Genomic DNA, 14157 nt, shown 5'->3' on the forward strand with positions numbered 1-14157 from the left:
AGGAAAAAATAAAATGAGTGTTTTAAATGCCGTGAGAAACAAAATAATCCATCGAGTTTTTGCGGTAATAAAAAACCAAACCTTTTATGAAAAAGATTTGGTTTTATCATAGAAATCAGGATGACAAAAAATGAGAAAAAAATCATTTTAATCCTTTAATCTGTGGCAAAAAAAACTTTGCGACTCTGCGACTTTGCGAGAACTATCTCTCCGTAGAGCAAAAAACTTAGAATTAAATATGTCTACGCAAAATAACTGCGCAGTAGCATTTAACCTTTGTACTATCAAAAAAGAAAGAAAAATGAAAACACAAATAAACGGTACAGATATATTAGAATTAGGATTTCCAGAAGGAAAAATAATTGGAATTGCCTTAAAAATAAACAGCAAAAGAAACGGATTCACAAGAGACGAAATGATTACCAATTTCAAAAACGTCTTAGAAACTCCGGAGAATTATATAGACGATAAAATCTTCAGCAAACTGGCTGTTGCTTTGATCGAAAAATCGAATGAAAAACCAGAAGATTTTATTGCTTTAAATGAAAATCCGAATGCGTATTCGGCTTACGGATTGGATCATATCGAAGACGGAGCCAGAAAGCAAATGGAAGTTGCCATGAAACTGCCTGTTACGGTTGCGGGCGCTTTAATGCCAGACGCGCACCAAGGTTACGGATTACCAATTGGCGGAGTTTTGGCGACAAAAAATGCCATTATTCCGTATGGTGTTGGAGTTGATATTGGGTGTAGAATGGCGTTGTCGGTTTATGATATTCCAGAAGATTTTTACTTTGAAAACGAAGCTAAATTCAAAAGAGAATTAATTGCGAATTCTATTTTTGGAGCAGGTCACGGGTTTCACGGTCAGTACAAATCAGATCATGCGGTTTTAGAGAACGAAACGTTCAATATGAATCCGTTTGTGAAGAATTTGAAAGATAAAGCCTGGTCGCAATTAGGATCTTCAGGTGGTGGAAATCACTTTGTGGAATTCGGAATCATGGAATTTGCAAAAGACGATGCGGTTTTGAATATCCCAAAAGGAAAATACGTCGCTTTGTTAACGCATTCTGGTTCACGCGGAATGGGAGCAACCATTGCAGGACATTATACTAAAATAGCCAAAGACGAATGTAAACTTCCAGAAGTGGCAAAAAACTTAGCGTATTTAGATATGAATTCACAATTAGGACAAGAATATTGGCTGGCGATGAATTTGGCGGGAGATTACGCTTCGGCTTGTCACGAGATTATCCATAACAAAATGGAACGTGCTCTAGGTGCAACGATTTTAGCCAAAGTCGAAAACCACCATAATTTCGCCTGGAAAGAAATCTGGAACGGCGAAGAAGTGATCGTACATAGAAAAGGAGCAACCCCAGCCGGAAAAGGCGTTATGGGAATCATTCCGGGAAGTATGACCGCACCGGGATTTTTGGTGAGAGGAAAAGGCGAGGAGAACGCCATTAATTCGGCTTCGCATGGAGCAGGAAGACAAATGAGCAGAACCCAAGCCATAAAAAACATCACACAATCCGAAATGAAATCGATCCTGAAAGATCATGGCGTTACGCTTATCGGAGCAGGTTTGGACGAAGCCCCAATGGCGTATAAAGATATCAATCAGGTTATGGAAGCGCAACAGGATTTAGTGGACGTTGTGGCGAAGTTTACTCCGAAATTGGTGAGAATGGCAGATGATGGGAGCCGTGAGGACTAGTGGTCAGTGATCAGTTTTTTAGTGTTCAGTCGTGGTCGCAGTTTCAGTGTAGAGGTGTGTTTTTAGTGATCAGTCTCGGTCTCGGTTTTCAGTGTAGAGGCGCACAGCAGTGCGTCTAACGCCCAGTTTGTCATCCTGAGGAACGAAGGATCACACAAGAAACTCTACAAAGATTGGCGATTCTCTTTGAGGAATATTGGATGTGATCCTTCGTTCCTCAGGATGACAAACTTCGTGGTTAAAGATTTTTTCACGCAGATTTAAAAAGATTTAAGCAGATGCTCGCAGATTATTAAAAAAATCATTTTAAATCAGCTAGAATCTGGAAAATCTGCGTGAAACAAAAACTTTGCGACTTTGCGAGATTAAAAAGAAAAACTTAGCATCTTAGTATCTTAGTATCTCAGAACCTTAGCAACTTAAAACAATAATAACCGACACAAAGAATAAAAAAACTTTGTGTCTTAGTGCCTTCGTGGCAAAAAACAAAAAAATGAAAACATATATAGATATCGGAATTAATTTAACCAACAAACAATTCCAAAACGACATAGACGATGTCGTACAAGACGCGCTCGACGCCGATGTATCGCAAATGATACTCACAGGCACCAGCGTACGAAATAGCGAAGAATCTGCGAAGATTGCGAGGCAATATCCGGGCGTGTTGTACGCTACGGCGGGCATACATCCGCATGATGCGAAGAGTTTTGATGCGCAGAGTATTTCGAAACTCAGGAAATTATTAGAACTGAAACACGTAGTTTCTGTTGGCGAATGCGGACTCGATTTTGATCGTGACTTTTCGCCCCGAAACAAACAGGAAGAATGTTACAAAGCCCAATTAGAATTGGCGATCGAAGTACAGAAACCTTTGTTTTTGCACGAAAGAAGTGCTTTTAATTCGTTTATGAATATTACCAAAGACTATTTACCGCAATTGCCAAAAGCCGTTGTACATTGTTTTACGGGAACGTTGCAAGAAGCCAAAACCTATCTCGATAACGGATTTTATCTGGGTTTTACGGGAGCTATTTCAGATGCCAAGCGTTTCAGCCATTTAAAAGAAGTCATTCAGTACGTACCGCTCGACCGAATGATGATTGAAACCGATGCGCCGTTTATGCTTCCTAAAAATGTCCCGAACAGCCTCTTGAAGAAATACCACGAACGCCGTTGCGAACCCGCTTTTCTGCCGTATGTTGCCGGAACAATTGCACAGTTTAAAGGAATTACTTTAGGTAAAGTTGCGGAGGAAACGACTCGAAATTCTAAAAGCTTTTTTGGGATTTAGATTTTAATTATAAAGACTATTTGTTGGCTTTTAAATCAGGGGTTTGTACTTGGTTTGAAGGCTTTTTGTTTGTATATATTTGAGGGGTAGTAATAGTTTAATAATTATTATGATTATGGAAAACCGTAAAATATCTTGTCAAATTTTAGGCATTTTTGAAAATTAATGTTATTTAAACGAAATTAACACGATAGAGTTTTGCAAATAAAAAATAGATTGATAAAATATTATTTAATCAGAAAAATTTTAGTTATTTGTCAGGTGAAAAGCAGATGGATTTTAGCTGAATTTGTTTTTCGATTTAAAAAGTACTTATGAAAAAAGAGCATCTTTATTTTAAAAATCCTCAAGAGGGCGTCGTTATTTTCAAACAAAAATCTCGATATAATCCAAATTCTACTGAAATTGAAGAAGAGAATCTCGAGATAGAAAAAGATTATACGCCAAAAACAGAAGATTTTATAAGATCGTTAAACAGTTTTAATAAGAAAAGAAAAGATAGAGCAATAAGAAAAACAATTGCTATGCCTGAGGTAATTGAATTAATTACAATCACCTTCCATGATATTTTTGATTCATCTAAATTTGAAAATATTTATAGGTCAGTTTTCGGACTTGATATAATTGCTTATTTTGATTGGAATACAAAAGCTATTTTTGCTATTTCTAATTATGAGAGATTTAACAATTTTGTAAAGCAATTAGAAATTTTCATAAACACAGAAGATCATAATAATCCTGAATACGATCTAAACGTAAAATTCATTAAAGATTTCGACTTTTTGTCTAGAGATTTAATAATTGATTGCAAAACTTTTAAAAATCATTTGATAATAAGTTTGATTGATTCATTGGAGCTTGACTCAATTAAAAATAAGATAGAAAATAGACTGATTAATTATCTTGAAAAAAATCGTATTGAATTCAAGAACAATGTGGAATTAAATGTTATCGAGATAATTAACGTTGATGAGAATACAGTTATAGAAATAGTTGATAATTTTGATGTTATACAATCTGTTAATTCCTATAGCTCAGGTTTTGTTAGACCTAATATTTATAATTTAGCGGATAAATCATATGGTTTTGAAATTATAAATAGTGATGCTAATTTGCCAATTATTGGCATTATAGATACAGGAATTGAAAACAAATCTCCATTAAATTCTATAATCATTAATGATGCTTCATTTAACCTTACAAGTACATCGTCATTTATTGATAATGTTGATCATGGTACGGCTGTTGCAACAATCGCTGCATTAGGAGATAAATTATATCCAAATCATGTTGGGAATTTTGAAGCTGATGCAAAGCTTTTAAGCATTAAAACATTAGATAATAACTCCGGTCAAATATTTGAAAGTGAAGTTGTGGAATTAATCAGAAGAGCAAAATTAGAATATAATGTTCAAATTTTTACTCTTACAATTGGATATGATGCTTGTAAAAAGCATAATGAATGCATGTCTAGCTATGCATTTGCATTAGATAAATTATCGCATGAGTTAAATATACTCATTTTTATTTCAATTTCAAATGTTAGAGATTCTCAACATTTTTTAGATGCGACTACTAATAAATCTCTATTTCCCTTACATTTTATGTCTGAGAATACCAATCTCTGTAGTCCGGCAGAAAGTATGAATAATTTGACAGTTGGAGCTTATGCATCAAATTTAGAAGAAAATGAATATGAGAGAATAACTCCTTTGGGTTTAGTTCCTGCTATTTATAGTAGAACGTTTCATATAAATTGGGATTTGAAAATTTTTAAAGATATAAAAGGGAACTTAAATCATAAAAGAACAAATAAACTATTATTTAAACCTGATGTAATTTCTCATGGAGGTGATTATGATAATTGGTTAGATATTAATAAAACTGGTTTAAAAGTTTTAACGATAGAAAGAGGGACTTTTTTCAGTAAAGAAATAGGCACAAGTTATTCATCTCCTTTTGTAGCCAATTTAGCAGCTAGAATACTTAAAAAATATCCTGAGCTATCAAAGAATATGCAAACAATAAAAGCATTGATAATTAATTCTTCTGAAACTGATGAAATAAATTCTGAAATAGAAACTATAAAAAACTCAATTATTGGAAATGGTTTCCCTAATGAGGAATTTGCAATAAATTCTTCAAGAGATAGAATAACATTTATTTTGGAAGATGAGATCGTACCAGAAACAATTAAAAGTTTTTCTCTAAAATTACCTGCTTATTTATTGGATTTGATGAATTCTCAATCAATATTAGAATTTACTTCAACTTTATGTTTTAGCTTTTTACCTTTAAATAAAAGCCAATTTACCTATTGTCCAATACATATTGCATTTGGTTTCTTTGATAATATACCATTGGAAGATTATAAAAAAGATATAAATGGTAGGATATTAACAAACCCAAACGGATTCCCTGCTCAATCTTTAGGTATTAACTATAATAAGATGGAAAACATCAAACTAAAGAATTCTTGGTCACAGGATTATTATTATAAACCTAAAGTATTAAGTAATTCACAAAAGGTTAAATTTAAACTAACTCTTAAATTTCTTAAAAAGAATATTGACAAAGATGGAAATATAAAGGTTAAAATTGCAATAAACTCTAAGTTACATAAACTTTTAGATTCAATTGACAAAGAAAAATTGCTTAAGGCACCAGTGAAATTTTCATTGGTTACAACAATAGAAGAGCTTCCGTACAAAAATAAAACTTCAAATAGATTATATGAAGAAATGCAACTTATTAATTCTTTAAATGTAATTAGTGATTTAGATCTTGAAGCAGAAAATTATTAAATATTCATAGATTTCTTTTCTGTCTCAATTAAATTTTCCCAAATAGAAGTATTAATTTTTGCATTCAATGTTAGTTCTGGGTTTTCTATTGCAAATAGGCTTCTTTTAATTGCAGTAACTAAAGTTTTTTGAATGCTGAAGTAAGAAAGTCCAATCGATTTTTTTATTAGAGTATTTGCCTTTGTTTTGTTGTCAAAAGTAAAATTACCATTTTTTAGAGTTAAGGAAATTAGTTCTTTTATTTCTTTTTCTGTTGGTAAATTAAATCCAATAGAAAAGTCAAATCTTCTTAATAAGGCATCATCAAGCATTTCTTTTTGATTAGTTGCAGCAATGACAATACTACTTTGAGGTAAATAATCAAACAATTGTAGAATTGTATTTACTACTCTTTTCATTTCTCCATGATCTTGACTATAATCTCTAATTTTTCCTAAAGAATCAAATTCATCAATAAAAATTATACAATCTTCAGAAGCTGCTTTTCGAAATATTTTTGAAAGATTCTTACTAGTTTCACCAAGTTTAGATGATACAATTGCTCCAAGATTAACAACTACCATCATTTTTTTAAGTTCTCCAGCCACGACGTATGAAGCTAAAGTTTTTCCACAGCCTGATGGACCGTGTAATAATAACTTATTAGCAATAGGCAAACCAAATTTTTTTAAGACATCTGATTTATGGTGCTCCTCTATGAAATGATTTAAATTTTCGCTAACATTATTATCTGCAATAATGTTTTCAAGTTTGTAGTCAGAGGTAAGTTTTTCTAAAATGAGATCGCCAGTTTCACGATCTTCGATTCTATTAAAGTATGATTCAGTACCTACTTTTGTAAGAGTACTGATTTTTTGTTCACGAATAGATTCTTTTAATATAGATTGTAATTGAATAGCAAAATTTACTTTCTTGCTTTTTTTTGAATAATCAATAAATTCGTTCAAAGCAGACAATAATTTCTCCTGATCATTTTCAAGACCATATTTAGCAATATCTTTTATGTAATCAGATTGACTCATCTCGCGCAAAAGTAATGATTTTTTTATGTTTTTCTGAAATTTGTTTTATTCTGAAAATTATATATTCAACTTAAATTTTATTTCCATTTCAATAATTTTTACTGCTAGGTTACAAAAAACAATTACACCGCAAATTAATATCTATCTTTGTTTTCAATATAAATTTAGCATTATAATTCAAAAAAACAAATAAAAGTAAGTTTTTTCTTTCTTTTTAAAATAAAAATATATCTTTGTAAAGTCAAAATACTATACAAGGAGTAATCCGAAACTTAAATTTTAAGTTAACATAACGAGCCCTCATTCACGTTGCTGGAGCTAGTGATAGCCCTAATTCCACTCCTTGTAGTGTTTTGACACAACCGAAGATGAGGGCTTCGTGCGTTTAAATATTTTCGAAAATGTCAAAAGAAAATCAAAAACCAACACATCGTGATGTAGTGCCATCCGTAATTAATTTCCTTTCAGACGAATTGTTTGAGGGAGATTACAAAGAACAGCCCCTGTATTTGCAGGAAATCTTCGAGCTATTAATGCATACAGAGTTTGGCGACGATATCAATTTAAGGCAAAAAATACTGAGCTGCTTAAGAACCAGCCGTAATCTGGCAGAAACGTTATCGCCATTTTCAGAGAAGCAGATTCAGAAGGCTTGTGTAAGCAATCGTAAATTATCCGAATAAAAACCCAAACCCTGCCAATACCAATTGGCAGGGTATTTTTTTACAATCAAATAGTACTTTTAATTCCTAGATTTTTTAACATTAAAAAGACATTATTTTAAGGACAAATCACTCTAAAATTCTTACATTACCCTTTTAAAATAAAAGCCGATAAAGATGAATATAAGCATCTCAGTTAAACAATTAGGAAAAAAACATCCGTTACTTCAGGAAAAAAGTATCGCTCTGGATATAGAAAATCCTGTTATTACTACACAAAAACTCATAGAATCGATTGTTGACCATCAGGTACAATTGTTCCGTTCTTCATCCTTTGAGTTTGAAGACGAAGACAAAATCCATCTTCCCAAAGAAAATTATTTACCCATTCTTACCGATACCGGAAAAGTAGGTTTTGGCGCGCTGTACAATCACAATCAAGTAGATTTGGCCAAAGCGCAGGAAAATGCCATTGTAGCTTTTGAAGACGGTTTGTACGCTGTTTTCTACGGCGACGATCAGCTGGAAACTTTAAGCGAGGAAATAGATTTATCTCAAAACAAATCCATCACTTTTATTAGGCTTACGTTTTTGGCGGGAAGCTATTGGTAATTGTTAGTTGTGAGATGTTAGATGTTAGATGTGAAACGTAAAACGTAAAATTTAAAATGTGAGAATTAAAATGTTAGTCGTGAGCTGTTAAATGTGAAAGTTAGACTTAGGCTTTTACAAAAAATATTTCACAATTTACATTTCACTTTTCACAAAAAAATAAAAATTATGACAATTGAAGATTTATTAAAAAGTAAAGTAATTGAAAATCCAATTAAGAGATTTAAAAAAGAATTGGAAGAAATTGTAAACAGTAATTTGCTTTCTAAATTACTTTCTGGAAAAAAACTGAAAAAAGAAGTGGCGGAGTTTGGTCTAGAACTCTTGAAACTTCAGGACAATTATTACAGCAATTATATTTCGCTTGGTTCTAAAGAAGCCGAAAAGTTTGCCGCTTTGGTAAAAGAGAATATCTGGGAAGATAAAAACTATTACGATTTACTGCTTTACTTTTTTGGTGAAGAAAATGCCGCATACGTAAAAGAAGCTTGGAACAGATTGCCTCAAAAAATGTATCAGAACGGGTATACGCGAAGAGCTTTTAGAGCACCAAATCATAAAAGTTATCTGTTGGTTAATCAGATTAATTTTCTGCGTTCTTTGCTAAATGGACCTTACAAATACAATTATCAGGACAGCACCACTTTTTATTATAATTTGAGTATTGAAGATGAAATTCGTTACGATACCGAAATTTCAAATACCATTACTAAATTCATGGTTTGGTCTGCTGCATTAGATTCTGGTAAAGAAGGACTTTTTCAATTATTTGAAGACATTATTTTCAATAAAGACACACACGGAAAAGTGTCTAGAAATATCATCAAAGCACTTTTAAATAGCGAAAAACAGCAGCATTGGGAGTTGGTAGAAAAACTACTTCTTGCGGCGCAACGTCAGGAAGGTTTACGCCAGACGATTTTGGAAGCTTTAGACGAAACGAGTATCGGCGCTTTGCAATATATGATCAAAGTACTTATTGATAATAAACTGACTCGTTTTTCATCGGTTGTAAGAGCGATTGACACGTGGACAGGTTTGGGCTGGGATTCTGAAAAAGAAACTACGGTTCGTAATATTATTGAGTTGGCTTCGGGTTATTTTTCAAAACCAGAAATGATTGCGACTGGCATAAAAAGCAAAAATAATAACGAAGTCTATATGGCGCTTTGGGTTCAAGGTGTTTTGGATGTCGAGAAAACAGTTCCGTATCTGCATGAATTATTAGAAAACGGTTCGGTCGAAAAGAAATCGCTGGCATTGAAGTTTGCTGGAGAAACCAACGATCCTTATATCGAAATGCCTCTTTATTTTAAAGCTTTAGAAGATGAGAATTTGCAGGTTTTGGCATTTGCAGTTCCGAGAATGAATGCTTTGTTGGAAGCCAATACAAAATCGAAGTTTTATATCGAAAATGCAGATTATCCGAACTTCTTTGATAAAGTTTACAATCTTGCACAAAGCATTATTGAGAAAGAAAAAACTTTTGAAGGAAAAGTATTTTCGTGGTTAAATGTAAAGTTCGAAAGAGATACGCTTTATGCCGCAGCAATTAATTTGGTGGGCGATAATACCGAAAGATTAGAAGCGGTTTTACAACATTTTGAAGGCTTCTCGATCAATTTAAGAGAGAAACTGACTAGAAATTTATTGGGAAGTTTTTATAGCTATTCGTATTACAGCAATCAAAACAATCAAACCAAATCTGAACCAACTGAATTTCAAAGAAATTTTGCGTTGCGAATTTTAAAAGACAGAGGAGAATCTCTTGTGGCTTCGGCGGTTAATGTTTTAAAAGATTTGAGTTTAACTGAAGACGAATTGGCTGTTTTTCAGGAATTATTTAAACGTAAAAATTCTAATTTAAAAAAGAATCTAACAGCGATTCTGATTAAACAAGAAGATCAGAAAGTAGTCAATTTTGTTAATCAGACCGTAGAAAAAGGCGATTTAGAACAGCGTATGTCTATGTTGGACGTAATGCTGCAGCTTCAGAAAAATAATAAACTGACAGATAAGGTTAACGATTGGGTAAAAGATTATCTGCAAAGACCAAAAATTACCGAGAAAGAAACCAAATTTATTGAGCAGTTAGAACCTTCAGAAAAACGAGATCTTTTAAGCGCAGAAAACGGTTACGGATTTTTTACGCCAAATGAAATTTCAGTTTACGAATTGCCAAAACCAAAAGCAGATTCTGTGTATGCAAAAGCGGTAAAAGAACATCAGTACGGTTTCTCCAAATCGATGTCGCATATTAAAGACGAAATTGCGAAGCTTTATAAATTGTTTGAAGAAAACAGAAATTACGAATACGAAATTGAAAACTACGATAACAGCAAATCGACTGTTTTATTGGGGAATTCTTTTAGACCATTAAAAAATCTAAAAGAAGATAAGAATTCAGAATTGGCTGCAACCAATTATCCGTTGTATGAAGTTTGGGAAGAATGGTTTAAAAATTCAGGTCTAGTAGAACGAGATTTGTTTTTGCTGACATTTGTAAGCAATTGCGATCGAAAAATCTGGAGAGATTTTCTAGAAAAGCATGTTTTTTATTATAAAGAATTACTGCCGCACCCAAACAAAAGAGGTTACGATTGGGACAATGCGATTCTGAATATTCTGAATGCGTTGCAAGTAAAATATGCTTTTGAAGAAAAAGTAGATTTCTTAATTGACGCTAGTAGCGCTTTGTATGCAGATCTTCCAGAATCTGTAAAAGAGTTTGAATACGTGCCAGGTAAAAATGAATATTATTACAATAACAACAACGGAAACGGCTGGCAAAGCCAGAACTTTTTTGATGTTTATCTAAACAGAATTGACTTAAGATATGTAACTACAGAACAAGAAATTAAGATATGGAATCTGTACAGATGGAGACAGTTAAACGGACTGGAAAAAAATATTTCGCACTGCAAACCTTTCGTTCAGTTATATAGTGCTGCATTTGAACAAAAGTTAATTACCGAAGGTGAATTGTACGAAGGTATTTTGGAACCAGAAAGAATTTCATTTTTAACGGGCGGAAACAGAAATTACAGAAATCAAGGAAGCGAAGACTTATTGGTTAGATTTCCGTTCCTAGTTTCGATGGTAGATAAAATTCGCGAAACATTTTTGGATGTTGAGGTTAAAAGAGGAGATTCTAATACTTCGGTAACGCATTTGGTACAGAGTTTCCAGAAGATTTTTGGTGCCAACCGTTTGGTCGAATTGATTACAGCGCTAGGCAAAGCAAGTTTGTACAAAGGCTACATTTACTCGTGGAGTTACACCGATTTAACGAAACAGAAATTATTTAGTTTCTTATTGAAAAGATGTTATCCGTTAGAGACAGATACACAAGAAAGCTTTAATGCTTTAATTAAAAAAGCTAAAATCTCTGAAGAAAGATTGATTCAGACTGCTATTTATGCGCCTCAATGGCAAAAGTTTATCAGCAGTTATTTGGATTGGAATGGTCTTGATGAAGGAATTTGGTGGTTTCATGCGCATACCAAAACGGCATCTTACAGTGCTACAAATTCAGAATTAGAAAGTGAAGCGGCTAGATTTTCGACTTTAGATTTGCAAGATTTTAAAGATGGAGCTGTAGATAAAGATTGGTTTACATCGGCTTACAAAAAACTTGGAAAAGCAAAATGGGAAATGCTGTACGAATCGGCTAAATATGTAACAGACGGAAACGGCCACCGTCGTGCGCGTTTATATGCAGACACGATTACAGGCGATTTGAAAATTAGGGAAGTTACAGCCAAAGTAAAAGACAAACGTGATCAAGATTATTTGCGCGTTTACGGATTGGTGCCTTTAAGTAAAGCAAGTCCAGAAAAAGATATTTTGGCGCGTTACGAATATTTACAGCAGTTTAAAAAAGAAAGTAAAGAATTTGGTTCGATGAAACAGGCGAGCGAAGCTTTGGCGATTCGTGTGGCATTGGAAAACTTAGCTAGAAATGCGGGTTATCCAGATCCAGTTCGTTTGACTTGGGCAATGGAAACGAAGCAAGTTCAGAATATATTATCAAAAGAAACCGAAGTGGTTTTAGATGATGTAACGATAAGTTTGGTGATCAATAATGAAGGAAAAGCCGATTTGGTTACCTATAAAGCAGGAAAAGAATTAAAATCGATTCCGCCGAAATACAAAAAAGATAAAGGCATTCTAGAACTGACGAATTACCGAAAAACCATGCGTGAGCAATGGACACGTTCGAGAAAAGGTTTGGAAGAAAGTATGATTCGCGGAGACGAGTTTTTATTCGCAGAAATGCAAAACCTTTTTGAGCATCCAATTATTTCAAAACATCTGGAGAAATTGGTTTTTATTTCTAATGATAATCAGATTGGTTTTTATGTTGATGGAAGTTTAGTGACCGGTTTAGGAGAAATGATTTCGTTAAACGAAAATCAGACTTTCAGAATTGCACACTGTTTTGATTTACATAAAAATAATGTTTGGGTAGATTACCAGAAATATTGTTTCGATAATAAACTGCAACAGCCATTTAAACAGATTTTCAGAGAATTGTATGTTCCAACGCCAGATGAATTGAAAGAAAAATCAGTTTCAAGACGTTATGCAGGGCATCAAGTACAGCCGAATCAAACTTTGGCTTTATTGAAAACAAGAGGTTGGAAAGTAGATTATGAGGAAGGATTGCAGAAAGTTTTCCATAAAGAAGGCTATCAGGTAAAAATGTATGCAATGGCAGATTGGTTTTCGCCAGCAGATGTTGAAAGTCCGACTTTAGAAACTATCGAATTCCATTCTTTAAAAGATTATAAAAACATTGCTTTTGAAGATATCAATCCGAGGATTTTCTCAGAAGTCATGCGCGACATTGATTTAGTGGTAAGCGTTGCCCATGTTGGCGGAGTTGATCCAGAAGCGAGCCATTCTTCTATCGAAATGAGAGCCGTATTGTTAAGAGAAACACTTCGTTTATTTAAAATTAAAAATGTTGAAATTACTGGAAATCATGCCATCATAAAAGGACAATTGGCAGAATACAGCGTACACTTAGGAAGCGCGGTTGTACATCAGGTTCCAGGTAAATATTTATCGATATTGCCAATTCATTCGCAACATAGAGGGCGTTTGTTCCTTCCATTTGCAGACGACGATCCAAAATCGGCTGAGGTTATGTCTAAAGTTTTATTGTTTGCGAAAGACAATGAAATTCAGGATCCGACTATTTTGAGTCAGATTGATAAGACGTATGCTTAATAGTTAAGTTTGAGAAATAATAATTTTAACATTTTTATTATAAAATGTTAAATTAAGAAATAAAATATTACATTTGTTCCCATAATTAAAAAACATAAAAATACAGATGAGACTTTCAATTGCAAAATATTTTGACCACTTAGCAGGATCACTTCCGGCTAAAGTATCAGGATGCAATATGTATTTTTATGAAATTAAAATGTAAAATTTAGAGTCAAACTCATCATAAAATAAAAAAGCGTCCTCAAAGTAGGGCGCTTTTTTTGTTTTTAGCCATTTCGAATTCGTTTAAAAAGCACTTCGACTTCGCTCAACATTACAAAAAATGATAGAAAAACAAACCATAACTAAAAAAAACTAAAAAAATAATTGACCAAAATGTTTAATGATTAATCAAAATAGAGAAATATAGTATTGGAAAGTAATCTGATGAGTAACAGTCATTTGATACAAAATAAAGATCTGCACCAGTTTGCGGACAGGAATTTCTTTGTTTTAATTTTAGGTATAACTAGTTGATAATCAGAAAAATAATCTTGAAAAATATTTGGAAATATGATTTTTTCGACTTTATCTTTGCCAAACAAAATTGAAACACAGCGTTTCAAATAATAACAAGAATTTTAAAATATAATACAGCATAAAAAATGGCTTTACAAAATAAAATATCATACGGATTACCACTAAACGCAAGATTCGATCTTGGACGTTTGACAATGCAGGTGCATCAATATAGGCAATAGGATAGTTATATCACGTTGAATTTTGTAAAGCACCTTTAATCGGGTGCTTTTTTTATGCCAAA

7 protein-coding genes are annotated in these 14157 nt (G+C 33.1%); 6 read left to right on the forward strand and 1 reads right to left on the reverse strand.

Annotated elements, in window-relative coordinates:
* Positions 1-301 precede the first annotated feature (301 nt).
* The 3 genes from ACFO3N_RS03130 (at position 302) to ACFO3N_RS03140 (ending at position 5821) form a co-directional block, all read left to right on the forward strand.
* The gene (locus ACFO3N_RS03130) at positions 302-1723 is read left to right on the forward strand and encodes an RtcB family protein (protein WP_379795189.1); all 1422 of its coding nucleotides are present in this window, start codon (positions 302-304) and stop codon (positions 1721-1723) included.
* A gap of 493 nt (positions 1724-2216) precedes the next feature.
* A complete protein-coding gene (locus tag ACFO3N_RS03135; protein WP_379795190.1) occupies positions 2217-3017 on the forward strand; it encodes a TatD family hydrolase in 801 nt (266 codons plus the stop codon).
* 314 nt (positions 3018-3331) lie between these two features.
* Positions 3332-5821 carry a S8 family peptidase gene (locus tag ACFO3N_RS03140; protein WP_379795191.1) on the forward strand — a complete coding sequence of 830 codons (2490 nt, stop codon included), beginning with the start codon at positions 3332-3334 and terminating at the stop codon, positions 5819-5821.
* Here the strand turns inward: ACFO3N_RS03140 and ACFO3N_RS03145 are convergent.
* On the reverse strand, positions 5818-6843 hold the full coding sequence (locus tag ACFO3N_RS03145) for an AAA family ATPase (protein WP_379795192.1): 1026 nt from the start codon (positions 6841-6843) through the stop codon (positions 5818-5820). The genes ACFO3N_RS03140 and ACFO3N_RS03145 overlap by 4 nt on opposite strands.
* A 401-nt stretch (positions 6844-7244) precedes the next feature.
* On the opposite strand from ACFO3N_RS03145, the gene ACFO3N_RS03150 reads away from it, so the two are divergent.
* The 3 genes from ACFO3N_RS03150 (at position 7245) to ACFO3N_RS03160 (ending at position 13352) form a co-directional block, all read left to right on the forward strand.
* A complete protein-coding gene (locus ACFO3N_RS03150) occupies positions 7245-7526 on the forward strand; it encodes a hypothetical protein (protein WP_379795193.1) in 282 nt (93 codons plus the stop codon).
* A gap of 156 nt (positions 7527-7682) precedes the next feature.
* Complete coding sequence (locus ACFO3N_RS03155) at positions 7683-8117, forward strand: hypothetical protein (protein ID WP_379795194.1); 435 nt, start codon at positions 7683-7685, stop codon at positions 8115-8117.
* Between the two features lie 168 nt (positions 8118-8285).
* Positions 8286-13352 (forward strand): DUF4132 domain-containing protein, encoded by a 5067-nt coding sequence (locus ACFO3N_RS03160; protein WP_379795195.1) that lies wholly within the window; start codon positions 8286-8288, stop codon positions 13350-13352.
* Positions 13353-14157: the final 805 nt, after the last annotated feature.

The sequence above is a fragment of the Flavobacterium chungangensis genome (assembly GCF_042654045.1).
GTDB classification, from domain to species: domain Bacteria; phylum Bacteroidota; class Bacteroidia; order Flavobacteriales; family Flavobacteriaceae; genus Flavobacterium; species Flavobacterium chungangensis.

What these genes read in the sequence shown, in the direction of transcription:
- ACFO3N_RS03130 (WP_379795189.1), top strand. Translation starts at nt 302, where the DNA reads ATGAAAACACAAATAAACGGTACAGATATATTAGAATTAGGATTTCCA.
- ACFO3N_RS03135 (WP_379795190.1), top strand. Translation starts at nt 2,217, where the DNA reads ATGAAAACATATATAGATATCGGAATTAATTTAACCAACAAACAATTC.
- ACFO3N_RS03140 (WP_379795191.1), top strand. Translation starts at nt 3,332, where the DNA reads ATGAAAAAAGAGCATCTTTATTTTAAAAATCCTCAAGAGGGCGTCGTT.
- ACFO3N_RS03145 (WP_379795192.1), bottom strand. Translation starts at nt 6,843, where the DNA reads ATGAGTCAATCTGATTACATAAAAGATATTGCTAAATATGGTCTTGAA.
- ACFO3N_RS03150 (WP_379795193.1), top strand. Translation starts at nt 7,245, where the DNA reads ATGTCAAAAGAAAATCAAAAACCAACACATCGTGATGTAGTGCCATCC.
- ACFO3N_RS03155 (WP_379795194.1), top strand. Translation starts at nt 7,683, where the DNA reads ATGAATATAAGCATCTCAGTTAAACAATTAGGAAAAAAACATCCGTTA.
- ACFO3N_RS03160 (WP_379795195.1), top strand. Translation starts at nt 8,286, where the DNA reads ATGACAATTGAAGATTTATTAAAAAGTAAAGTAATTGAAAATCCAATT.